The 23,133-nt window shown below is 54.4% G+C and carries 24 protein-coding genes; 9 read left to right on the forward strand and 15 right to left on the reverse strand.

All coding sequences use genetic code 11. From position 1 onward, the window contains the following. Window positions 1–2 precede the first annotated feature (2 nt). From VMX96_00660 to VMX96_00700, 9 genes are all read left to right on the forward strand, one after another. Window positions 3–1,484, forward strand: coding sequence for an NADH-quinone oxidoreductase subunit M (locus VMX96_00660; protein HUU62424.1), 1,482 nt, complete (start codon window positions 3–5; stop codon window positions 1,482–1,484). Then, a complete protein-coding gene (locus tag VMX96_00665; GenBank protein ID HUU62425.1) occupies window positions 1,477–1,899 on the forward strand; it encodes an NUDIX hydrolase in 423 nt (140 codons plus the stop codon). Before VMX96_00660 ends, VMX96_00665 begins: the two co-directional genes overlap by 8 nt. Window positions 1,900–1,909: 10 nt before the next feature. Then, on the forward strand, window positions 1,910–3,331 hold the full coding sequence (locus tag VMX96_00670; protein ID HUU62426.1) for an NADH-quinone oxidoreductase subunit N: 1,422 nt from the start codon (window positions 1,910–1,912) through the stop codon (window positions 3,329–3,331). 84 nt (window positions 3,332–3,415) lie between these two features. Beyond that, window positions 3,416–4,231, forward strand: a complete 816-nt coding sequence (locus VMX96_00675; protein ID HUU62427.1) for an NAD(+)/NADH kinase — start codon at window positions 3,416–3,418, stop codon at window positions 4,229–4,231. Next, window positions 4,228–4,692, forward strand: coding sequence for an N-acetyltransferase (locus VMX96_00680; protein HUU62428.1), 465 nt, complete (start codon window positions 4,228–4,230; stop codon window positions 4,690–4,692). Before VMX96_00675 ends, VMX96_00680 begins: the two co-directional genes overlap by 4 nt. After that, window positions 4,692–5,231, forward strand: a complete 540-nt coding sequence (locus VMX96_00685) for an NUDIX hydrolase (protein HUU62429.1) — start codon at window positions 4,692–4,694, stop codon at window positions 5,229–5,231. Before VMX96_00680 ends, VMX96_00685 begins: the two co-directional genes overlap by 1 nt. A gap of 29 nt (window positions 5,232–5,260) precedes the next feature. Then, complete coding sequence (locus VMX96_00690; protein HUU62430.1) at window positions 5,261–6,448, forward strand: glycosyltransferase family 4 protein; 1,188 nt, start codon at window positions 5,261–5,263, stop codon at window positions 6,446–6,448. Further along, window positions 6,448–7,173: a class I SAM-dependent methyltransferase gene (locus VMX96_00695; GenBank protein ID HUU62431.1), complete on the forward strand. Its 726-nt coding sequence runs from the start codon at window positions 6,448–6,450 to the stop codon at window positions 7,171–7,173. The genes VMX96_00690 and VMX96_00695 overlap by 1 nt, the downstream gene beginning before the upstream one ends. Before the next feature lie 2 nt (window positions 7,174–7,175). Then, a complete protein-coding gene (locus VMX96_00700; protein ID HUU62432.1) occupies window positions 7,176–8,438 on the forward strand; it encodes a glycosyltransferase family 4 protein in 1,263 nt (420 codons plus the stop codon). Here VMX96_00700 and VMX96_00705 read toward each other — a convergent pair. The 15 genes from VMX96_00705 to VMX96_00775 form a co-directional block, all read right to left on the reverse strand. Continuing rightward, entirely contained in the window at window positions 8,435–9,202 is a 768-nt protein-coding gene (locus VMX96_00705) for a class I SAM-dependent methyltransferase (GenBank protein HUU62433.1), read from the reverse strand. The genes VMX96_00700 and VMX96_00705 overlap by 4 nt on opposite strands. 201 nt (window positions 9,203–9,403) lie before the next feature. Beyond that, on the reverse strand, window positions 9,404–9,961 hold the full coding sequence (locus VMX96_00710; protein ID HUU62434.1) for a Fe-S-containing hydro-lyase: 558 nt from the start codon (window positions 9,959–9,961) through the stop codon (window positions 9,404–9,406). A gap of 26 nt (window positions 9,962–9,987) precedes the next feature. Further along, entirely contained in the window at window positions 9,988–10,788 is an 801-nt protein-coding gene (locus tag VMX96_00715; protein ID HUU62435.1) for a succinate dehydrogenase iron-sulfur subunit, read from the reverse strand. 30 nt (window positions 10,789–10,818) lie between these two features. Next, window positions 10,819–11,151, reverse strand: coding sequence for a hypothetical protein (locus VMX96_00720; GenBank protein HUU62436.1), 333 nt, complete (start codon window positions 11,149–11,151; stop codon window positions 10,819–10,821). A gap of 9 nt (window positions 11,152–11,160) precedes the next feature. Then, on the reverse strand, window positions 11,161–11,610 hold the full coding sequence (locus VMX96_00725; protein ID HUU62437.1) for a hypothetical protein: 450 nt from the start codon (window positions 11,608–11,610) through the stop codon (window positions 11,161–11,163). Then, entirely contained in the window at window positions 11,610–13,331 is a 1,722-nt protein-coding gene (locus VMX96_00730) for a succinate dehydrogenase/fumarate reductase flavoprotein subunit (GenBank protein HUU62438.1), read from the reverse strand. Before VMX96_00730 ends, VMX96_00725 begins: the two co-directional genes overlap by 1 nt. A 67-nt stretch (window positions 13,332–13,398) precedes the next feature. Beyond that, entirely contained in the window at window positions 13,399–14,244 is an 846-nt protein-coding gene (locus VMX96_00735) for a fumarate hydratase (protein HUU62439.1), read from the reverse strand. A gap of 2 nt (window positions 14,245–14,246) precedes the next feature. Continuing rightward, the gene (gene mdh / locus VMX96_00740; GenBank protein HUU62440.1) at window positions 14,247–15,176 is read right to left on the reverse strand and encodes a malate dehydrogenase; all 930 of its coding nucleotides are present in this window, start codon (window positions 15,174–15,176) and stop codon (window positions 14,247–14,249) included. Window positions 15,177–15,180: 4 nt separating this feature from the next. Continuing rightward, on the reverse strand, window positions 15,181–16,260 hold the full coding sequence (locus VMX96_00745) for an isocitrate/isopropylmalate dehydrogenase family protein (GenBank protein HUU62441.1): 1,080 nt from the start codon (window positions 16,258–16,260) through the stop codon (window positions 15,181–15,183). A 14-nt stretch (window positions 16,261–16,274) separates the two neighbouring features. Then, window positions 16,275–16,769 (reverse strand): 3-isopropylmalate dehydratase small subunit, encoded by a 495-nt coding sequence (locus tag VMX96_00750; GenBank protein HUU62442.1) that lies wholly within the window; start codon window positions 16,767–16,769, stop codon window positions 16,275–16,277. Continuing rightward, complete coding sequence (locus VMX96_00755; GenBank protein ID HUU62443.1) at window positions 16,770–18,023, reverse strand: 3-isopropylmalate dehydratase large subunit; 1,254 nt, start codon at window positions 18,021–18,023, stop codon at window positions 16,770–16,772. Window positions 18,024–18,027: 4 nt separating this feature from the next. Further along, complete coding sequence (locus tag VMX96_00760) at window positions 18,028–19,911, reverse strand: pyruvate carboxylase subunit B (protein ID HUU62444.1); 1,884 nt, start codon at window positions 19,909–19,911, stop codon at window positions 18,028–18,030. After that, window positions 19,889–20,113: a hypothetical protein gene (locus VMX96_00765; protein ID HUU62445.1), complete on the reverse strand. Its 225-nt coding sequence runs from the start codon at window positions 20,111–20,113 to the stop codon at window positions 19,889–19,891. The genes VMX96_00760 and VMX96_00765 overlap by 23 nt, the downstream gene beginning before the upstream one ends. 9 nt (window positions 20,114–20,122) lie before the next feature. Further along, window positions 20,123–21,673 (reverse strand): carboxyl transferase domain-containing protein, encoded by a 1,551-nt coding sequence (locus VMX96_00770; protein ID HUU62446.1) that lies wholly within the window; start codon window positions 21,671–21,673, stop codon window positions 20,123–20,125. 470 nt (window positions 21,674–22,143) lie between these two features. Then, on the reverse strand, window positions 22,144–23,052 hold the full coding sequence (locus VMX96_00775) for a CoA ester lyase (GenBank protein HUU62447.1): 909 nt from the start codon (window positions 23,050–23,052) through the stop codon (window positions 22,144–22,146). Between the last annotated feature and the right edge of the window lie 81 nt (window positions 23,053–23,133).

The raw sequence follows: 23,133 nt of genomic DNA on the forward strand, positions 1-23,133 counted from the left end.
GGTTGGATTTTCCTTATCTATCGGTAATAATTTTCCTCCCCCTCATCGGGGCAATAGTCATTGCCCTGCTGGGGGCTAACCACAGGCGTATAAAGCTCACTGCCACTGCCTTTGCCGCGGTATCGTTTATATTGTCGCTGGCTCTCTTCTCCATGTTCGACCGCTCACTTGACGGGCCCCAGTTTGTGGAACAGGTGTCGTGGATCCCGGCAATCGATGTCCAGTACTTTATGGGCGTCGACGGGTTAAGCCTGCCCTTAGTAATCCTTACCACCTTTATCGGCCTCGTCGCAGTGCTTGTATCGTGGAAGATAGACCTCAGGGTCAGGGAATACTTTGCCTGGCTCCTGGTACTGGAAACGGGCATCCTGGGAGTGTTCTGCTCCCTGGATCTTCTCCTATTCTTCATCTTCTGGGAGGTGGAGCTGATACCGATGTATATGCTCATCTCCATCTGGGGCACGGGGAGGAAGGAGTACTCGGCAATCAAGTTCGTCCTCTATACCCTCTTCGGCAGCGCCTTTATGCTTGCCGGCATCCTGCTTCTCTATTTCCAGGCGGGTACCTTCGATATGATAGCGCTGGCGGGAATGGGCCTCGACTCCATCCTCAGCTCAATGATGGCAGCGTCGATATTCTTCCTTATTATCGCTGCCTATGCGATTAAGCTGCCCATTTTCCCCTTACACACATGGCTCCCCGATGCGCATACCGATGCCCCAACCGCGGTGAGCGTAGTGCTCGCCGGAGTGCTCCTCAAGATGGGGGGCTACGGTATGATACGGGTTGCGGTGGGCATATTCCCTGAGACTGCGCATAGCTATGCGCCGTTCTTCATTGTGCTAGCGGTTGTCGGTGTGATTTACGGTGCGGCATTGACGTTGCGGCAGACCGATCTAAAGAGACTGATCGCTTACAGCAGCGTGAGCCATATGGGCTTCGTCCTACTCGGCATTTTTGCCTTATCCCATGTGAGCATGACCGGCGCCGTGCTGCAGATGGTCAGCCACGGCGTCATAACCGGACTCCTATTTGCGTCGGTTGGGCTAGTCTACAGCAAAACGCATGAGCGTAGCATCCCCAAGCTTGGCGGGCTGGTGCGTCAGATGCCGGTAGTCGCGGTCGTCTTCAGCATTGCCGGCCTTGCCGCCTTGGGCCTTCCTGGCACTAGCGGTTTCGCCGCCGAGGTCATAACCTTCATTGGTAGCTTCGGCAGCACCATGGTTTCCGGCATTCAGGTCTACACCATTCTGGCAATTACCGGGGTGGTGCTGGGTGCGGGGTACATCCTGTGGATGCTGCGGCGCGTGTTCTACGGCCCGCCTAGGGATGAATATAATGGTGCACCCGATGCTGACAGGCTGGAAAAGGTGTACACATTCGCCTTTATAGCTTTGATCATGCTCATCGGGCTCTATCCGGCAATACTCACCGATGTTATTAAACCAAGCATTCAGTCAATTCTTGGGGTGTTCAGTGGGTGAGATAAAGGTAGCAGTTGGAGCCGTGATCGGTGATGAGGAGGGGCGGGTCCTGCTAGTAAAGCATGTGCCGGAGAGGAATGGTTTCTGGCAGGGGAAATGGATCTGCCCCGGGGGTACACTGGAATTTGGGAAAGGTATCGAGGAGGGAATAACGAGGGAAGTGAAGGAGGAAACCGATCTCCAGATACAACTGCAGACTCTGCTACCTCCCTTCGAGCGGATCGTAAAGTCGGATAGTGAGACAACGCTTCACGTTATTTACATTGATTCTATAGCACGCTTGATCGGGAGGGAATTCCGACCGGGCAGCGACGTGGGCGAAGGAATCTGGGTTTCACCAGAAGATCTCCCGAAGATATGGGATGATCTGCACGAGGATACCCAGAAGCTACTAAATTTAGCGAAGGTGGTTTAAGGAGCGAGCATTGGATCTTTATCTGTTGTCACCTGAGATAAGCCTCCTGGCCCTGGCTCTGGTTGTGATCCTCCTCGACCTATTCATCAAGGAAAAGTGGATCCTGGGATGGGTGAGCATTATCGGGCTCATCGTGCCTGCCATCTTCGCTCTATCCCTATGGGGTAGAAATGAGACATCCTTCGGCGGCACGCTGGCTGTTGACTATTTCTCTATCTTCTTCTGCCTACTTTTCCTAGGAGTGGCAGCTCTAATACTACTGTCCTCTACTGAGTATGCCCGTAAGTTCAACGCCTTTCGCGCGGAGTACTATGCCCTGGTGCTCTTGGCTACCACGGGGATGATGTTGCTGGCATCAACTAGGGAGCTGATCTCTATCTTCATAGCCCTAGAGTTGACCGGAATATCTCTTTATGTCTTAACCGGCTTTCTCAAGGATCCCAAGTCCAGCGAGGCGGGATTGAAGTACCTGCTCCTGGGTGCAGTGGCCAGCGCGGTGCTGCTATATGGTATGGCGCTTGTCTTCGGGCTAACCGGTACCACCCATCTTGAGGGGATTGCCGCGGCTATTTCATCTCAGAGTCTGTTGGCAAGTCCGGCGCTCCTCATGGGCATCGTTCTACTAGTTGCCGGCTTCGGCTTTAAGATCGCCAGCGTTCCCTTCCAGATGTGGGTCCCCGATGTTTATGAAGGGGCGCCCACACCAATTACCGCTTATCTCTCTGTAGCCAGCAAGGCGGCGGGCTTTGCGATTGTACTGAGGGTCTTCTATGAGGCCTTCGGGGCGGCGAGCGCGGACTGGGGGATGATATTCGCCGTGATTGCTGCCATCACCATGACCGTAGGCAATGTGGTCGCCATCGCCCAGAAGAACATCAAGCGCATGCTGGGGTACTCCAGCATCGCCCAGGCGGGCTATCTTATAATCGGGCTGGCGGCGGTTACCACCCAGGCAAGTAGCGCGCTAATCTTCTTCCTGGCATGCTACGCCCTCACCAATCTTGGGGCGTTTATCGCCATTATTGCCATCTCCAACAAGATCAACAGCGATGAAATCGCTGACTATTCCGGTATGGTGCGGCGGGCCCCGCTATATGCCATAGCCTTGGCGCTCTGCCTCATCTCACTTGCCGGCATCCCGCCTACCGCAGGGTTCATGGCCAAGGTCTATATCTTCAGTGCCGGCGTTAACGCCGAGCTGTTATGGCTGGTTATCATTGCCGTTATTAACTCGGTGATCTCGGCATACTACTATTTGAGGGTAGTACGCGTGATGTTCCTGGGAGAGCCACTATCAGAGGAGAAGGTACATGCCTCAATTGGGCTCCGCGTTGCACTTTCCATCGCCTGCCTCGGGGTGTTAGCGCTCGGTATTTACCCCTGGATGCTGATGAAGTTTGCAGAGACTGCCGCTAGTATCTTTCTCCCTTGACAGCCCTTATGAGCAATGCTAGACTTCCCAGTGCAATTTAGCCTAAAAATCTTTGTTGTTTTGATTAGGTATTGAGAGCAGTTCTTGAAGCGGGTTGGTATTCTCTATCATCCAAAGATCGCTGCTGCCAGGGCTTTTGCCGAGGAGTTGGCAGACTTTTTACCCTCCCTGAATGCGCTTGTTTGGCTCTGTTCTGCCTGGGATGAGGAGAGTGCCGGGGCCCAGATTGAGAGCACGGAGCTAGTCCTCAGCATTGGCGGCGATGGCACTATATTGCGGGCAGCGCGCGCTGTCGCACCTAAGTCCATTCCCATTGTGGGGATAAATCTGGGCAGGCTTGGGTTTATGACCGAGCTTAGCGTTGAGCAGGCTAGGGATGGACTCACTGCCTTACTGGCAGGAGAGGGCTGGGTTGATGAGCGCGCTATGCTCCAGGCAAAACTGCCAGGCAAACGAACATATCATGCCTTAAACGACATTGTCATAGGGCGTGGCGCCATATCCAGGGTAATCTACGTGGAGACCACCATCGATGGTGCTCCTTTAACCACCTACAAGGCGGATGGTGTCATTCTCGCCACTGCAACCGGAAGCACAGGACACTCCCTGGCCGCAGGTGGACCCATCCTCTATCCCCAGTCTAGGGAGATCCTATTAAACCCCATTTCCCCCCACCTCACCTTCGCCAAGGCGGTGGTGCTTCCACCCACAGCCATCGTTGAGCTAAAAGTGCACACCGACCATCAAGCGATGCTCAGCATCGACGGTCAGATTAACCTGTCGCTGGAAAGCGGTGATGAAGTTAAGGTCAACCTCAGCCATCACGTAGCCCGTTTCCTCAGGGTTCAGCCGCGTGGCTATTACTACACCGTCCTGATGGAGAGATTGGTGCCAAAATGAAGGCGGAAAGGGCCCGCATTAGTGACATACCTCATATTCACAAGCTGGTCAATCACTTTGCCGATAAGGGAGAGATGTTGCCCCGCGCCCGGAGCGAGCTCTATGAGAACGTGAGGGACTTTTTCGTGGTACTCGATGACGAACAACTGGTTGCCTGTGCCGCGCTTCATATATTCTGGTCCGATCTGGCAGAGATAAGGGCTGTATCCGTGGTCGAGGGGATGCAGGATCAGGGGGCCGGCACTCTGCTGATTCAGGCTTGCCTTGAAGAGGCGACTAGTATGGGGATGAAGACCATCTTCTGTCTCACCTACAGGCCCGATTTCTTCGAGCACTTTGGCTTTCGACAGGTGGACAAAAAGGAGCTACCGCACAAGATATGGGGGGAGTGTTTTCGCTGCCCCAAGTTCCCCGACTGCGATGAGGTGGCACTAATTTATAAGCCGGAATCTTCGTGCTGATGGATGAGCAAACCCTAGACAGCAGACAAATATATGACGGGCGCCGGGTGAAACTTCGCCTCGATAGGGTGGTGCTCCACGGCGGCAGGGAGACCACCCGGGAGGTGGTAGAGCACCCGGATTGTGTCGCCATTATTGCCCTCGACGCGGATGATAATGTTATCCTGGTACGCCAATTTCGCCAAGCGGCAGCGCAAGAGCTTCTGGAGGTCCCCGCCGGCGTCATCGAACCCGGCGAGGAGCCACTGAAGAGTGCCCTGAGGGAGCTAGCGGAAGAGAGCGGGTATATCGCCGGGAGGATTGAGCGGCTTGGCGGTTTCTACAGCAGCCCGGGATACTCCACCGAGTTTTTGCACCTTTTCCTCGCCACTGAACTCAAGCCCGGTCCCAGCCAGGCCCATGAGGACGAGATTTTGGAGGTGGTACCCATCCCATTGAAACAGGTTCACCGCCTGATTAAATCGGGTGAGATCCGGGATGCCAAGAGCATAGCCGGCCTCTTGGCCCTATCCCTGCACCGGGGGAAGAGCGAAGCATGAGAATTTGCCTCCTTTGCAATAGGGGGAATATGTACAGTGGGGGGCAGGGGATTTATCTCTATTACCTGTCCCGCGAGCTTAAGAAATTGGGGCACGAGGTTCATGTCATTGTCGGTCCTCCCTATCCACATATTGCCGAGGGTATCACGGAGCACCGCCTAAAAAACCTGAACCTCTTCGAGTTCGGATTCCCCAAGAAAGACCCGTTCCAGGTTTTCACCCCGCTCAACCTCTACGAGCTGGCGGCAACCAGGATGGGTATGTTCCCCGAGATGTTCTCATTCAGCATCAGGGCCTACCAGAAACTGTGCCAGCTCCGTCGCCATCTCCACTTCGATATCATTCATGACAATCAGACCCTGGGCTATGGCATGCTTCTGATGAAGGCGTTTAAAATACCTGTGGTGGCTACCGTTCACCACCCCCTACCCATCGACAGAAAGACCGATATCGCCTATATACACAGGGCATGGGAGAGATTCGGCAGGATAATGTTCTACCCGCTGGTAATGCAGCACCTGGTGACCAGAAGAATGGATCGGGTAATCACGGTCTCAGAGAGCGCTGCAGAGGAGACCAGGCGCGCCTTCAAGGTTCCCCGAGAGAAGATAAGGGTGGTCTACAATGGCATCGATACCGAGATGTTCCGGGAGCTGGATGGCAAGCGGAAGGAGAGAGGTCGCCTCCTCGTCGTGGCCAACACCAAGGACCGCAAAAAGGGGGTTATCTACCTGCTTCGCGCCCTTCAGCTACTCCGTGAAGAGATGGATGTGAAATTAACTATCGTAGACCGTGGCGCCCCTGATAACGACTATACACCGGCCCTGGTGGAAAGGTTCGGGCTCGATGGAAGCGTCGAGTTTACCGGGAGACTGCGTGTGGAGGAACTAGTCGAGTGCTACGCAAGAGCCGAGGTGACAGTGGTTCCCTCCTTGTATGAGGGCTTTTGCCTTCCCGCTGCGGAAGCGATGGCCTGTGGCCTTCCCGTGGTCGCCACTACGGCGGGAGCGCTCCCTGAGGTTGTGGAGGACGGGAAGTGCGGCATCTTGGTGCCACCGCGGGACCACCATGCACTGGCTGGAGCACTCAAGCGCCTGCTTGACGACGAATCCCTGCGCCAGGCAATGGGGGAAGCGGGAAGGGAAAGGGTAAAACGCCACTTCACCTGGGAGGAGGCGGCACGGAAAACCCTGGAGGTATACCGGGAGGTAGTTTAGTGCTTACCGTTAATTTTAACCTTTTTAAGATAAGAGACGGCGACAGGTTTTTAGACGTGGGCTGCGGTGATGGCAGGCACAGCTATGAAGCATACCGCCTCAACAATGGCAGTGGCATGACATGCTCTATGGATCTCGACGATTTATGCCTCAGGAAGACCAAGTATGTGCTGGACCATATGGATCAACAGAACGGGTCCAGTGGTAACCGGAACGTGCTTTGCAGTGACGCCCTGAACCTCCCTTTTAAGGACCACTCCTTCAACAGGATTATCTGTGCTGAGGTTATGGAACACGTTAAGGATCCCGATCAGGGTATTCAGGAAATGGTGCGGGTACTCAAGCCTGGGGGACTGCTGGCGGTCACCGTGCCCACCTATGTGCCCGAAAAGGGCTGCTGGATACTGGATTCGGACTACTATAACCATCCCGGCGGCCACGTTAGGATATTCACCGCACGAGGGCTGGTGAGGACACTGCGCCGCCATAACCTGGGGGTTTACGCTATTCGCTATGAACATGCCTTCCATTCTATCTATTGGATCCTGCGCTGCATCTTCGGGCTTAAGAATGAGGATTCAAGGGTTCCCGCGACCTACCTGAGGTTCCTAGAGATGCAGATAACCACCAAGTCCAGGTTTGTTCCCCGGGTAGAACGCATTTTCAACTTCATATTTCCCAAAAGCATCGTTATCTATACCCGAAAGCAAAACAGGGGGAGCTAAAGGTGAAAATATGTCTCCTGTGTTATCGGGGGAATAAATACTGTGGTGGTCAGGGAGTTTATCTCTATTACCTATCTCGCGAGCTTCACCGGCTGGGACATGAAGTTGACATAATCGTTGGCCCGCCCTATCCCGATGTCCCCTGCGGTGTCAGGGCGCACTACCTGGAGAGCCTGAATCTGTACGATCGCAGGCATGACGGGAAAAGCCCCCTGTCCCAGGAAAAACCATTCCACCTGCTCACCCCGTTTAACCTCTACGAGTTCGCCGGTAGCAAGCTGGGCATGTTCCCCGAAATGCTCACCTTCAGCCTTAAGGCATATCTCAAGATAAGGGAACTTCTCGACACCCATCGCTACGATGTCATTCATGATAACCAGTGCCTGGCCTACGGGCTGCTGCTGATGAAGACCCTCCAGATCCCCGTGGTCGCCACCATTCACCACCCCCTCCCAATTGATACCAGGGCCGAACTTGCTCAGGAGACGAGCGTTTGGAAGAAGGTCAGGCAACTCCTTCTCTATCCCCCGCTAATGCAGGGGATCGTTTCTCGCCGCCTTGATATGGTCATCACCGACTCGAATAGCTCGGCGTTTGAGATTGGCCGGGAATTCAGGATACCCGATAGCAAGATTAGGATGGTTTACCCCGGCATCGATACCGATCTATTCCGGAATGTGAATGGGTTTGGTGCGAAGTCCGAAAAGGAGTTGGGCCGACTCATCATGGTCGGCAGAACCAGCGACCGCAAAAAGGGTGTCCTTTTCCTGCTTCAGGCGTTGCGGCTGCTGAAGCAGGAAAATGTGGCGCTTAAACTAACGGTGGTAGACCAGATCGAGACAAATGATACCTATGCCCTCGACCTGGTGAAGGAGTACGGGATCGAGGACATGGTTGACTTCACCGGGAGGGTGACCACAGAGGAACTGGTGAGAGAGTACTCAGCAGCCCAGATCGCCATTACACCCTCCGTTTATGAAGGCTTCGGTCTCCCCGCAGCGGAGGCTATGGCATGCGAGGTTCCGGTAATCGCCACCAGGGCCGGGGCGCTTCCTGAGGTGGTGGGTGAGGATGGGAAGAATGGCATTTTGGTGCCCCCCCAGGATCCCCATGCCTTGGCCAGGGCAATAAAAAGACTCCTGGGGGACGAACAGTTACGCCGAAGGCTGGGTGATGAGGGGAGGAGCAGGGTAACGCAACGCTTCTCCTGGGAGCAGACAGCAAGACAGATTATCGACGTGTATGAAGAGGTCTGCAAGCGCTAATTGCGTCTCGGCGTAACCCTGATAATGATAACATCGCTTAGCGAGGGGAACAGGCAGGCAATCTTATCGAGAGATACCAGGATGGCTGAAGCGACCCACCGGGGGAGCAGGGATAGAAATTTTCCCCAGTAAGGGGCAGTCCAGAGCAGTGACATGCCCCTTACTTTTTTTATCTCGAAATCATCTGCAACTGTCTTTTTCAGTATGGGGCAGTCGAACCTGTAGTTGTGGTCGGCAGGAGGCATCCAGGGATGGATGTCAGACTGTTTACGGTAAAGCCTCTTCACAATAGAGAACCAGTTCCTCCCCAGTCGACAGCTAAGGCTTTCGAAGTTGGCAATAGCGATTATCGCAGCGCCACCAGGCTTTAGTGACTGAGATATATCCGCCATCGTCCTTGGTATGTCGGCGAAGTGGTCCAGCGCCCCCTTGCATATAATCTTATCCAGGGAGTTTCCTTTGAAGGGCAGCGCCTCCCCAATCCCGCGCACAAGGGCGACATCGCTATCTCTCAGGTTGCTTTTAGCCCCGCTCATCATCTTATCTGAGGGATCAATACCTATCGCTCTAACACCCTGCTTGCCTAGCTCCAGAGCATCCACTGCCCGGCCACACCCGATATCCAGTATTATCTCCCCGTTATTGGGGGCAACCATCTCCCGGATTATCTCCGCCATCTTGTCAAAGATAAATGCGGTATCGGGGTGAACCGTCTCCGGGACAACCCCCTCATCACCCCACTCCAGATCAACCTTTAGCTCCATTTGCTCTCCAACCAGGGCGTTATAACAGGTTGAGCCCCTTAACCGAAGGAGCCCATATTTTCAGGATGCCAGCACAAAATCTCACTACCAGATAGATGCTAGGGACATATCTACCAGGGTAATTACCATATCAAGGAAAAACAACCTTAATGGTACGCACTAACTGTCCCTCCTGACCCTGTAAATCTCATCGCCATTTGTCTAGCCTGCTTTTTTCCGGTACATGGCCTTCCCCTCCTCGTATAAATCCCCCCCGTGGGCATCGTTTACCACAGTGGCGGGGAAGTCCTCCACCTCAAGGCGCCTGATTGCTTCTGCCCCCAGGTCATCGTAGGCTACTACCTCAGCCTTCTTTATCGACCTGGCAATGAGAGCACCGGCTCCCCCGATGGCGGCGAGGTACACCCCCTTGTTTTTCACGATAGCTTCCTTTACCTCCGACGAGCGGCTGCCTTTTCCTATCATGACCTTTAGCCCTTCGGCAATGAGGCGCGGAGAATAGGGGTCCATGCGCCCGCTGGTAGTGGGTCCCGCCGCACCGATAACCGCACCCGGCTTAGCCGGGGAGGGGCCCATATAATAAAGGGTCTGACCATGGAAATCGAATGGCGGCTCTTCCCCGCGATCCAGGGCTTCGGTCAGCCGCTTATGAGCAGCATCACGTGCGGTATAAATGACCCCGCTGATTAATACCTGTTCCCCAGATCTTAGATCCTCGATGGTCTTATCATCTAGGGGCGAGGTAATCTTCTTCAACATCGCAATCCTCCATTTCGATGCTCGGTTTATTTTACCGTAAACTCAGGCACCTCTATCTTCGGCTTTATCTCCGTCGGTGCCGGGGCGATAGGGGCAGGCCGTTTCCCCCTTTTTAACCGCAGACTACTAGCCACCATCGCTCGCTTGAGCAGTTGTATGGCTAGTGCCGGATCGACGCCCTTAGGACATGCCTCCGAGCAGGCACCAGCCAGGTGACACAGCCAGATGCCGTGACGCGAGTCGGCTTGGCAGAACCTCTCCCTAGCTCCCGTATCCCTGGTATCAGTGCAGTATCTATATGCCTGGGTTAGCGACTGGGGACCTATAAAAAGATCGTCCCAGGCCACAGTGGGGCAGGCTGACATGCAAAGCCCGCATTTTAGGCAATACGAAAACTGCGCATATGCCTCCAGCTCATCTGTTGATTGTACAGATTCCGCTTCAGTTTCCTCGGCCCCTTCTCCGCCCATTACGTAGGGCTTTATCGACCTGTGCTTCTCGAAGAGGGAAACCAGATCGGGCACCAGGTCCCTGATAATGGGAAAGTTGTGTAGGGACCTTACCGTTATCGTACCCGCACCCAGCTCTTCAACGGGGGTGTGGCAGGCGAGCATAGGGAAACTGTTTACGAGCATGCCGCAGGAGCCACAGATTCCCATGCGGCACGAGCTGCGAAATGAAAGGGTGTTATCCATATTCTCCTTGATGTAGATAAGGCCATCCAGCACCGTCATCCCTTTACGCAGTGGAATGGTGAACTGCTGAAGATAGGGCTTCTGATCTTTGCCGGGGAGGTACCGCTGCACCTTGAAGGTTAACTCTTGCACAAGCTACTCCTTGCTACCTGTTTTTTTCACTCATAGGAAGGCATTTATGGGAATATAGACAGCGTAACCGAAGATCGCCAGCCCTACGACCACCAAGCCCCAGTCCAGCAATCTGGCAGGAGGCTTGGGTATTCTCGATTCTATAATTATGGTTCGAAGTCCATGTATCCCGTGGTAAAGCCCAAATATCAAGAGGAGTACATAGCAGATGAGCCAACCGGCGCTGGCCGCCCTCTCTGAAACCGCTCCCCAATCCGTTTGCTCGCCGCTTCCCAGGTATATGATTACTAAATGCAAACCTACAAGGAAGAAGAGCCCTATACCGGTAATGTACTGTAGAATCTTAAGATTAGTCTCTCTCATAGCGGTCTCCTAGGTCAGAATCACGATTAGAACATATATCACCAGTGCCGCCATCAGCGCCAGCATCATCCAAACCAGGTATCGCTTACGGCGCAGGGCATCGACATAGGGATATACCGGTGTCTTGGGCCTGCCTAGGGTGTACCCCAGGTGTTGCAGTATGAGCCTGCCGCCGTTCAGGGCATGGATGATAAAGGCTGCTGCTACCAGGTATTCGCCCGCCTTGAACCCGGGGTGGCTGAAGATCCCCATGATGTCAGTCCAGCTTTCCACACCCCCCAGGCGGAAGCCATTCATGGCTAGGTGCAGGGTTATATATAGAAGTAAGCCGAGCCCGGTCAGCCTATGCAGGGTGTAGAGATAGCGCTCCAACGTGTAGCGCCCCGCCCATGCCCAACCCTTTATACCCAGACGATTGGGTAAATGCCCGCTCTGGCTACCTGCTGCCTTCATTGCCATTAGTATTTCCTCTCAACCGGTTTCCACATGGTGATATTCACCGGGATATAGTCCAGTCGCGGCCCTTCTGGTGTATAATAAGCCAGGGTATGCCTCTCCCAGTTGACGTCGTCCCGCTTGGGAAAGTCCCGCCTGGAATGCGCCCCCCTGGACTCGGTGCGCGCCAGGGCACCGGCCACGATTACCTCTGCCACATCAACCAGGTTAACCATTTCCAGAACGGCGAGCAGGTTGGTATTATATATCCGACTCTCATCCTTAACCCTTACTTGCCCAACCCTCTTTTTAAGTTCCCTTATCTTTTCCAGAGCCTGTTCCAACTCCGAGCCATCACGATAAACAGCCACATTGTGGTCCATCACTCGTTGCAGTTCCGTGCGTAGGGCAAAGATATCCTCGCTTCCACTGCCACGCCCAATTTGCTCAAACAATCGTTCACTTTGCTCCTGAGCCTTCTGCTGAGGAGCAGGTGGAAGAGACCTCTGACCCATAGCATAACGTGCTGCTTTCTCTCCTGTGATCCTACCCCAGACCAGGCACTCAGCGGTAGAATTGGCGCCCAGGCGATTTGCCCCGTGCAGGGATACACAAGCTGCCTCCCCCGCTGCCCAGATGCCCTCAACAGGTGTCGCCCCGTCAATATCGGTATGGATGCCCCCCATGAAATAGTGAGCCGCCGGCCGAATGGGTATGGGCTGCTCTATGGGGTCGATGAAGGCAAACCTGATGGCAACCTCCCTGATAAGTGGCAATCGCTCATTTATCTTTTGTGCCCCTAGATGGCGCAGGTCAAGATGAACATAGTCCAGGCCATCTGGTCCCGATAAACCTCTACCCTCCAAAATCTCGGTTATCTCAGAGCGGGATACGATATCCCGGGGCGCAGTTTCCATCTTGGAAGGCGCGTACCGCTCCATGAATCTCTCACCTTCACTGTTAATCAGATACCCGCCCTCGCCCCTCGCAGCCTCAGTGATCAGGATACCCGAAGGTATCAACCCAGTTGGGTGAAACTGCACAAACTCCATATCCTTAAGTGGCATACCAGCCCTATAGGCCATAGCCAAACCGTCTCCGGTAGCTGTTAGGGAATAGGTGGTAAATCCAAACATGCGGCAGCCACCACCGGTAGCTATAACAAGGGCTTTACCTCTTATCACAAAAAAATCCCCGGTGGTCAGATCCCAAACCGTTATACCCTGAAAGATGCCATTATCTATCAAAATAGAAGTAACGTAGCATTCATCATAGCGTGTAACGCTGGCATACTGCTGAAGGGTATCGTATAGGGTGTGCATCTCAAAGAAGCCAGTCTTGTCCTCAGCGAAGGTAGCCCGATCGAAGCTGTGCCCCCCGAACGGCCTCTGGTTTATGCGGCCATCAGGACGTCTGGACCAGGGGATACCCCAGCGATCCAGTTGCAGGATCTCCATGGGAGACTCCTCGACGAAACGCCACACCACATCCTGGTCAGCCAGGAAATCGCTCCCCCTTACCGTATCCCAGGCGTGAAGCTCGAGGCTATCGCCCTCTTCCGGGCGCATGACTGCGGCGGTTCCACCCTCGGCGCAGACAGAATGCGAGCGCATTAGCTGCACCCGGGAAACAATGGCTATATCCATCTCGTCACCGCTCACACGGGCAGCTTCAATCGCTGCCCTTAAACCTGCCAGACCAGAACCCAGAATTACTACATCATGAGTAGTTTCTACAGCTACCATTCTACACCCACAAGCTTTTCTTTTAGTATAGCCTTCAACAATCCGAGACTATGGAAAATTTCTACTTTCAGAGAATCGCCTCCTTATGCCTTGCGGCGTGGCAATTCAGGTTCACCGCCACCGGCATCATCGCAATATGCGTCGGAAAGACCTCGGCGTGCACCGCCAGGGCTGTGGTCCTACCACCGAAACCCTGCGGCCCGATGCCCAGGTTATTCACGCGCTCCAGTATTTCCCGCTCCAGCTCAGCCATCTCGGGGTCTGGATTTGGCTCTCCCACCCGGCGCAGCAGTGCCTTTTTCGCCAATATCGTCGCCTTATCTGCCGTCCCACCAATCCCCACGCCGACGACAATCGGTGGACAAGGATTGGAGCCTGCCTCCGCCACCGATTTCACCACGAATTCGATAACCCCCTGACGGCCCTTGGCTGGGGTGAGCATAGCAAGACGGCTCATGTTCTCGCTACCGCCGCCCTTGGGCATGACCGTGATCTTCAAGCAGTCCCCTGGCACCATGTCTAGGTGTATCACAGCGGGGGTGTTATCTTTGGTATTCGCCCTTGCCGAGAAAGGCTGGCTCACTATGGATTTTCTGAGGTAGCCATCCTCATAACCCCGGCGTACCCCCTCTTCAACGGCGGTATAAAGATCGCCACCGGTAACATGGGCATCCTGACCCAGCTCAAGAAATATCACTGCGGTACCACAGTCCTGACATATAGGGATATTCTCATTCGTGGCGATACTGTCATTCTCCAATATCTGATCTAAGACCTGCTGCCCTAAGGTGGATTCCTCCTTCTCCCTAGCCTGCTTAAGCGCCTCTAGGACATCCTCTCCGATATTGAAATTTGCCCGCTGACAGAGGTGTGCCACGGTGTTGACAATATCCGCAACCGATATTTCTCTCATCGTCACTCCAGCTTCATAATAGCTACGAGTTCCTTTACCGCCTCAGCCGAGCGCTTGAGCGCCTCGCTCTCCTCAGGTGTCAGCTTTAATTCAATGATCTGCTCGATCCCACTGGCTCCCAGCTTTGCCGGGACTCCGACGTATGCACCGTTGATGCCGTATTCGCCCTCGAGGTAGGCAGCACAGGGGAGGATCTTCTTTCTATCGAACACTATAGCTTCAACCATCTGGACTGCTGCCGCGGAGGGGGCATAGTAGGCACTTCCTGTCTTGAGCAGGCCAACGATCTCGGCGCCGCCCTTCACAGTGCGTTCCAAGATAGCATCCACTCTATCTTTCGACAGAAGCTCGGTCATTGGGATGCCACCAACGGTAGTCAATCGGGGGATTGCTACCATAGTGTCGCCGTGCCCACCAAGGAGGCATGCAGCAACGTCGTCAACCGACACACCGAGCTCCATTGCGATAAATGTCCTGAGCCTGGATGAATCGAGGATTCCGGACTGCCCCATGACGCGATTCTTGGGGAACTTGCTCACATGAAGCGCCAGCTGCGTCATGGCATCTAGTGGGTTGGTGACCACGATGATGATGCAATTAGGGGAATACTCCACCACGTTCTCGGTAACCTCTTTGATGATCTTCATGTTGGTGAGGATGAGGTCATCGCGGCTCATCCCTGGCTTTCGCGCTATGCCCGAGGTGATGACTACGATATCGGAATCCGCTGTCTCCTCGTAGCCGTTGGTACCGATAATACTGGAGTCGAAGTTCAGGATCGGTCCACTTTGCAGGATATCCAGTGCCTTCCCTTGAGGCAGCCCCTCGATGATGTCCACCATCACCACATCGGCATAGCCCCCCTCCACGATCCGCTGGGCGCAGGTAGCACCCACATTCCCGGCACCAACAACTGTGACCTTATTTCGCATTGCTCTACTCCTTCATTTTTTCGATTACGGCATCAGCAACCTGTGAGGTGCCTACCGCCGTGGGGTCGTTGCGGTCGCGTTTCATATCATAGGTAACCGATTTCCCCTCAGCGATAACCTGGACTATGGCACTCTCCATCCTATCGGCAGCCTCTTTCTCCCCGAGGTGGCGGAGCATCATCACCCCGGAGAGCATCATGGCCATAGGGTTTACCTTGTTCTGACCGGCATATTTAGGGGCGCTGCCATGGGTCGGTTCAAAGACGGAGATATCATTCCCGATATTGGCTCCAGGGGCGATCCCCACCCCACCAATAAGCCCGGCACAAAGCTCGGAGACGATGTCACCATAAAGGTTCGGTAGGACGATAACATCATGGTGCTGAGGGAAACGTACTAGTTGTGAGCACATGCTATCGACCATGTGGGATTCAAACTCAATGTCGGGGTAATCCTTAGCAACCTCGGTTGTGATTGATAAAAAGAGCCCATCGGTTTCCTTCAGGATATTCGCCTTGTGAACTACAGTAACCTTTTTGCGGCCATGGGCTCTGGCATAATCGAAGGCATACTGTGCAATCCTTCGGGTGGCATTGGGGGATATCGCCTTGATGCTAAAGCTCGAATCCGCATTGACCCAGTTTCCGTTTTCCTCAATGAGGCGGGTAAGCTTTATCGCCTCGGGGGTCTGCCTACGGCACTCGATCCCCAGGTAGAGGTCCTCGGTATTTTCTCGCACCACTACAACATCTACATTAGTGTGGATGGAAGGAGCACCGGGGTAGCTCTTGCAGGGGCGGAGGCAAACATAGAGATCCAGCCCCTTCCTTATCGCTACATTGACGCTGCGAAAGCCCGAGCCCACGGGGGTGGTGATCGGGCCTTTCAAGGCTACCTTGTTCCTCCTGATGGAGTCGAGTAGTTCATTGGGAAGTAAAGAGCCATACTTTTCTTGAGCCCTCTCGCCGGCAAACGCTTCCTCCCAGTTGAACTCGATCCCGGTCGCCTCAAGGACCCTTACTGCAGCCTCGGTTACCTCAGGACCGATGCCATCGCCCCTAATTAGTGTAATGGTATATGCCAATATATATCTCCGCGCTAAGATTCAAAGCCACCATGCCTCTTAATATAAGGGATAAGCCCGCCCTCTTTAAGTATCACGAGCATCACATCGGGGAACTTTCCTGTGGTGAGCTCGGTTCCGCTGGTAAGATTCTTCACTGTTCTTCCCGCAAGGTCAACCTCAAGCGTATCGCTATCATTGATCTTTTCAGTGTCGCATATCAATACGGGAAGCCCGATATTGATGGCATTTCTATAAAAGATGCGCGCCGCTGACTTCGCCAGGACAGCAGCCACGCCAGCCATCTTGATTACGATAGCGGCATGCTCCCGGCTTGAGCCAAGCCCGAAGTTCAAACCTGCAACGACGAAATCGCCTGGCTTCACCATTGTACAAAAGCCGGGTTCAACATCTTCAAGGGTGTGCTTTGCCAATTCCGGAAGATTACTCCTAAGATGGAAGTACCTTCCCGGGCAGATGTGATCGGTGGAAATATTATCACCGAATTTAAAGGCTTTTCCCCTTAGCATTTACATTAGCTCCCTGGGGTCGGTGATCTCGCCAGCGATGGCGCTCGCCGCGGCAGTAGCCGGGCTTCCCAAGTAGATATGGGCCTCTGGATTTCCCATGCGCCCCCTGAAATTGCGGTTGGCTGTGGAGAGGCAAGCCTCCCCATCCCCCAGCACTCCCTGGTGTACCCCAACGCATGGGCCACAACTCGGCGGCAGAAGCACCGCCCCAGCCTCAAGGAAGGTCTGGATATATCCAGCGCTAATCGCTTCTTTAAGTACATCCAAAGATGCCGGGGCAACGAGCAGCCTAGTTTTAGGATAACGTCTTTTTCCATTCAGAATTGCGGCCGCTACCGCCAGGTCATCCAGGCGACCGTTGGTACAGGTGCCGATGAAAACCTGGTCGACTTTCGTGCCCGCTAGCTCTCTCGCCAGGGCGATATTATCTACTGCGTGAGGTCTAGACAATGTGGGCTCAAGGCTAGAAGCATCGATGGTGATCACTTGCTCATACATGGCATCATGATCAGGGCACAAAGCGTGAAAAAGAGCACCGCGACCGCGAGATTCAAGATAGGCTTGTGTAGTCCCATCCGTAGGGAAAAGCCCCGTCTTGGCCCCTGCCTCCACTGCCATATTAGCCAGGGTGAAACGACCCGCCATGCTCATATTTGCGATAGCCTCTCCTGAGAACTCCAGCGATTTGTAAGTGGCGCCATCAGCACCAAGGCTCCCGATAAGGTGCAGGGCAAGGTCCTTTGCATATACTCCCTTGGCGAAGCGACCACTTACCTCTACCTTGAAGCTCTCAGGTACCCTGAGCCAGGTCTTTCCTAAAGCAATGGCTATGGCAACATCGGTGGAGCCCATACCAGTGGCAAAAGCCCCTAATGCCCCTGCGGTCACGGTGTGGGAATCAGCGCCGAGGATCACCTCCCCCGGGTTAGCATAGTATTCCAACACCAGCTGGTGGCAAACCCCTTCCCCCACATCGCAAATCTGGACGCCGCTCTTTCGGGCGAACTGACGTAGGGTAATGTGGTCATTGGCAAGCTCTCGTGACGGGCAGGGAGCAGCGTGATCAAGAAAAAGGACTACCCTATCTGGATTGGCTGCCTGCCCAAGGCCGCTCTCTTCAAGTTGCCGCAGCGCTAGAGGGCCAGTGCCATCCTGGAGGAAGGCAAGATCGACCCTGGCGATGATGATATCTCCAGCATGGGCATCGCTCCCTGAATTCTCGCTCAGGATCTTCTCGGCGAGGGTCTTCCCCATAGCGTTAACCAATCACTGCGATGATACCATCTTTGGCCACGCGATCCCCAGGCTTCACCCTCAGCTCCCTAACCGTACCATCGATAGGGGTAGGGAGGACACTCTCCATCTTCATCGCCTCCAGGATCACGATGGTATCTCCTGCCTTAACCGCTTGTCCCAGCGTCACTTCGCATCTGATGATTATTCCGGGCATGGGGGCGAGTACAGCACCCTCAGGAGTCACCGCAGGTGTTTCTCTGGTCTCCTGCGTAGCTACGGGTTCCGCCGGTTTTGGTGGCGCTGCGCTAGCAGCCGGACTATTTATTGCAGGATGCCCACCAGCAGGCTCCACCTCTACCTGGTAATACTCATCACCCACAAATACATTATAAGCCTTAAGCCCCGGCCCCTTTGGCGGAACGGCCTTCTCCGCCTTCTCCTCCAGCTTACCAGCTTTCGCTTTGGCTATAAGTTCATCCTCCCGCTTAACGTCCTCTAAGGTCTTTGGTTTTGTCTCCGGTGGTGGCTCCTCCAACCCATATTTCCATTTCAGAAAGCGCATCCCGGTGGTGGGATAGAGGGCATAGATGAGCACATCGCCATCGTCCCTGGCGATTTCTTTTGTATCCGCCCTAGCCTTCTCCATCTCTGGCTCTAGTATATCTGCAGCGCGGCAGGTGATTGGCTCCTCACCACGCTCATACCCCTTGAGCGCTTTCTTTTGCACCTCAGGGTCGATATTAGCCGGAGGCTTGCCGTAGAGGCCATAGATATAGTCCTTGACCTGGCTGGAGATCATCTTGTATCTGCCCATGAGGACATTTTGCACCGCCTGAATCCCCACGATCTGGCTGGTGGGGGTAACCAGGGGGGGGTTACCCAGCTCCTTCCTGGTCTTGGGAAGCTCAGCATATACCTCATTGATCCTATCCAGTGCATCCGCTTCCTTTAGCTGGGATATCAGGTTAGTAGTCATGCCTCCAGGAATCTGGTGCACCAGCACCCCGGTATCGATGACCGACATCTTGGTGGTACCCAGGAAGTCGCGGTATTTAGGGGCAATGGACTCGATATACTGCCCCAGTTTAAAAAGATAGGCCAGGTTAAGCCCAGTGTCCCGCGGCGTCCCCTCAAGGGCGACCACAATAGGCTCCACCGCTGGCTGGGAAGAGCGTAGGGCAAACGGGGCCAGGGCGGTATCGATAATGTCCACCCCAGCCTCGGCGGCCTTGAGGCAGCTCATAGACGCCATACCGCTGGTATAGTGAGTGTGGAACTGGATTGGTATCTTTATTACCGCCTTGAGGGCGCTAACTAGCTCATAGATGTCATAGGGGGCAGCGAGTCCGGCCATATCCTTGATGCAAATGCTGTCAGCTCCCATATCCTGAATTATAAGCGCTTTCTTGACATAATAATCTATGTTGTAGGTCGGCCCCCCTAATTTCCGCTCAGTGAGGGAGTAACATAATGTACCCTGGATGTGCTTGCCACACTCCTTGATCGCCTTAAAAGGAGCCTCGAAATTACGCTCATCATTCACCGCATCGAAGACGCGAAAGATATCGATGCCTACCTTCGCTGCCTGATGGACGAAAGCGAATACTACATCGTCGGCATAGTGGCGATAGCCCACCAAGTTCTGCCCTCGAAGCAGCATCTGAAGCGGGGTATTAGGCATCAGCCGTTTCAAGAGGCGAGGTCTCTCCCAGGGATCCTCATTGAGAAACCTTGTTGGCACATCGAAAGTAGCTCCACCCCACACCTCCGCAGAATAAAATCCTGCCTTATCCATCTCCGCGGCGATGGCTTCCATATCCTCAGTACGCATCCTAGTTGCCAGCGATGACTGATGCCCATCTCGGAGGGTGGTATCGGTGATTTTAAGCGGGTTCTTCTTCTCCATACGATCTCCTCCTTCTACGGGGGGCTGGGGCGCATATTCTTATTTGCCACGATATACGCATCCTCATCATCTCCGCAAGCCCCCAATATTTCCAATAGCTCATCCTAGGGCGCGGCACTGCGGGCACTGCCAGGGTCTCCTCCTCCTCAAACCGGTCGATGGCCGCCAGGATCGCCGCCATGACCCCCTCTTTTTCATGCATTCTTTCTCACTATAGCGGGATGTTGCCGTGTTTCTTGGGGGGATTTGAGTCCCTCTTATTTTGCAGCATATCCAGTGCCTTTATCAACCTGGGGCGGGTCTCCCTGGGGTCGATCACATCATCGAGATAGCCCCGGGCCGCCGCTATATAGGGATTGGCGAACTTCTCCTTATACTCCGCGACCAGATTCGCTCTGGTCTCCTCGGGGTTCTCCGACTTTCGGATGGCCTCCCTATGTATGATGTTCACCGCACCATCGGGCCCCATAACCGCGATCTCGGCAGTGGGCCAGGCGAAGTTGATGTCGCTCCTGAGGTGCTTGCTGCTCATAGCTACATAGGCACCGCCGTAGGCTTTACGGGTGATCACGGTCACCTTTGGCACTGTGGCCTCGGAGTAGGCATAGAGCAGCTTAGCGCCGTGCCTGATGATCCCACCATATTCCTGATGGACACCGGGCATATACCCTGGGACATCGCAGATGGTGATTATGGGGATGTTAAAGCAATCGAGGAAGCGCACAAACCGGGCAGCCTTGTCGGAGGCATCGATATTGATACACCCCGCCGATATGGAGGGCTGCTGGGCCACGATGCCCACCGAGCGCCCCCCGAGCCGGGCAAATCCAGTAAGGATGTTCGGGGCGAAGTGCTCATGAACCTCCATGAATTGGCCATTATCGAACACCCTCCGGATAACCTCTTTCATATCGTAGGCTTTACTAGCATCCTCGGGTATGATGTGAAGAAGCTCCTCATCTCTCCTATCGGGGTCATCGGCATTTTTCTCAAAGGGAGCTTCCTCCATGTTGTTCTGGGGGAGGTAGGTGAGGAGCTGGCGCACCATCTTCAGGCACTCCTCCTCGTTTGGGGCTACAAAGTGGCAATTCCCGCTCTGGCTGGCATGAACCATCGCCCCTCCCAACTGCTCAAGGGTCACCTCCTCGCCGGTCACCGCCCTGATGACATCGGGGCCGGTGATATACATCTCCCCCATTCCTTGAACCATAAAAATGAAGTCGGTGATCGCCGGAGAGTATACCGCGCCGCCAGCGGCCGGGCCCATGATCACCGATATCTGGGGGATCACCCCCGATGATAGGGTATTTCTGACGAAGATCTCACCATATCCGGCGAGGCTCTCCACCCCCTCCTGAATCCTGGCCCCGCCACAATCCAAAAGGCCAATTAAGGGCGCCCCGTTCTTCACCGCCATGTCCATGACCTTACAGATCTTCTCAGCGGCCACCTCCGATAGCGAGCCCCCGAGGACGGTGAAGTCCTGAGAGAAGATATAAATAAGCCTGCCATCTACCTTGCCGTATCCAATGACCACCGCATCGCCCAGGAACTTCTTATCCCCGAGGCCGAACTCGGTGGCGCGGTGGGTGACGAAGGGGTCCAGCTCCTCGAAGCTGCCCTCATCGATGAGATAGGAGATTCGCTCCCTGGCGGTGAGCTTGCCCTTCTCATGCTGCGCTGCGATGCGCTTTTCGCCCCCACCCAGCTGCGACTCCGCCCTCAGTTTGGCCAGAATTTCCAGCCTTTCTTCAATCGCCATTTCCCCTCCCGACTAGCAGGTTTGTGAAAACGCTCACTTTGTGAAAGCAGTCACATAGTGCATTATATAATGCTAAACCTAAAAATGCAACCAAGTTTACTCGTACGATAGATTAGCGACACGTCGCCTTTCGCCCGCTTTTCCCCGTCATTGCTACGAAAATACACTTATATGTCTGGACGAACCCTACGCACATGTCATTCCCGCGCAGGCGGGAATCTAGACCGACCAGTCTCTGGATTCCTGCTTCCGCAGGAATGACAGCCAAAGCCGGTACAAACATACACCATTTTCATCCTCTGTAGTGCCGCTGGCGAGAGGCATGCTGGATTGCGACCCCGATGTATCGGGGACGGCAATCTCACCTCTAAACTCCCCAGGGCTCTTTCACCACAGAGCTCCCGGGGATGAGAAAAGGGCGAAATCAACCATACTATATATCACATGTCTATCTGAGCGAGATCGTGAAGTTAATCATCCTCACTCCTCCGCCGGGCAATGGAATCCGCTACAAAGAGCAGCTTCCTTGCCCTATTGGCGATAGGAATATCGATCATCTTGCCATCAAGAGAGGTTGAGGCGAAGCCCTGGGCCACAGCGGCCTCAAAGGCGTCAACCACCCTTCTAGCATGGGCTATCTCCTCTGGCGAGGGGCTAAAGATACGGTTCACCGACTCTATCTGGCTGGGGTGAATAAGGAACTTACCCCCAAAGCCAAGCCTTCGAGCGAGCCTGGCCTCATTAACCAGCCCCGCTTCATCCTTGAAGTTATTATAGGGGGTGTCCACTGCGACAACATCGGCCGCCTTGGCGGCGATGACAACCATCGTCCGGGGATAAAGAAGCTCGCTGCCCTCCTCGGTGCGTATCATGCCCGTATCCAAGGTGAAATCCTCAGCACCAAAAGAGATGCCTACAACCCGGGGTGAGGCACTGGCGATCTCGAAGGCGTGGAGCAGCCCCATGGCAGTCTCCACCCAGGGAAGAAGCCTGACATGACCCGCGGCGATCCCTCTTTCTTGTTCCAGAAGCGCAATGATCGCCGCCATCTCTGTTACGTCATGCGCCGTAGCAGGCTTGGGCTGGCTGATACCATCGACCCCGGGGATGATGACAGCCTCTAGATCCTCCCGCGCCAGTCCGCTGGCGAGTGAATTGATACGCACAAAGACCTTTCGCCCTTTTTGCGTCTCCCCTCTCTTCGCCCTCGCCAGCATAGCTAGCGTATCCCTTGCCAGGGCTCTGGCACTAGCTTTCTCTGAAGTGGGCACCGAATCTTCCAGGTCCAAAACGAGCGCATCGACAGGCAGATTCCACACTTTATCAATCATGTTTTGCCGGTTGCCGGGGACAGAGAGTAGAGTTCTAAGCGGCTCCACTTATTACCTCCGTGCTGCTAAAGGCTAGTATGGTGTTTCTGCCAGATAGTTGTCAAGTATTCTCAACGCCACAGGCTTGTG

Source organism: Dehalococcoidia bacterium (assembly GCA_035528575.1).
GTDB lineage: Bacteria > Chloroflexota > Dehalococcoidia > E44-bin15 > E44-bin15 > DATKYK01.

Excerpts from the sequence above, each read along its gene's own strand:
- VMX96_00710 (HUU62434.1), bottom strand. The coding sequence starts at position 9,961 with ATGTTGAAGAAGATTACCTCGCCCCTAGATGATAAGACCATCGAGGAT.
- VMX96_00720 (HUU62436.1), bottom strand. The coding sequence starts at position 11,151 with ATGAGAGAGACTAATCTTAAGATTCTACAGTACATTACCGGTATAGGG.
- VMX96_00770 (HUU62446.1), bottom strand. The coding sequence starts at position 21,673 with ATGGCGATTGAAGAAAGGCTGGAAATTCTGGCCAAACTGAGGGCGGAG.
- VMX96_00680 (HUU62428.1), top strand. The coding sequence starts at position 4,228 with ATGAAGGCGGAAAGGGCCCGCATTAGTGACATACCTCATATTCACAAG.
- VMX96_00735 (HUU62439.1), bottom strand. The coding sequence starts at position 14,244 with ATGAGAGAAATATCGGTTGCGGATATTGTCAACACCGTGGCACACCTC.
- mdh (HUU62440.1), bottom strand. The coding sequence starts at position 15,176 with ATGCGAAATAAGGTCACAGTTGTTGGTGCCGGGAATGTGGGTGCTACC.
- VMX96_00690 (HUU62430.1), top strand. The coding sequence starts at position 5,261 with ATGTACAGTGGGGGGCAGGGGATTTATCTCTATTACCTGTCCCGCGAG.
- VMX96_00755 (HUU62443.1), bottom strand. The coding sequence starts at position 18,023 with ATGGGGAAGACCCTCGCCGAGAAGATCCTGAGCGAGAATTCAGGGAGC.
- VMX96_00705 (HUU62433.1), bottom strand. The coding sequence starts at position 9,202 with ATGGAGCTAAAGGTTGATCTGGAGTGGGGTGATGAGGGGGTTGTCCCG.
- VMX96_00760 (HUU62444.1), bottom strand. The coding sequence starts at position 19,911 with ATGGAGAAGAAGAACCCGCTTAAAATCACCGATACCACCCTCCGAGAT.
- VMX96_00765 (HUU62445.1), bottom strand. The coding sequence starts at position 20,113 with ATGCATGAAAAAGAGGGGGTCATGGCGGCGATCCTGGCGGCCATCGAC.
- VMX96_00725 (HUU62437.1), bottom strand. The coding sequence starts at position 11,610 with ATGGCAATGAAGGCAGCAGGTAGCCAGAGCGGGCATTTACCCAATCGT.
- VMX96_00685 (HUU62429.1), top strand. The coding sequence starts at position 4,692 with ATGGATGAGCAAACCCTAGACAGCAGACAAATATATGACGGGCGCCGG.
- VMX96_00730 (HUU62438.1), bottom strand. The coding sequence starts at position 13,331 with ATGGTAGCTGTAGAAACTACTCATGATGTAGTAATTCTGGGTTCTGGT.
- VMX96_00750 (HUU62442.1), bottom strand. The coding sequence starts at position 16,769 with ATGCTAAGGGGAAAAGCCTTTAAATTCGGTGATAATATTTCCACCGAT.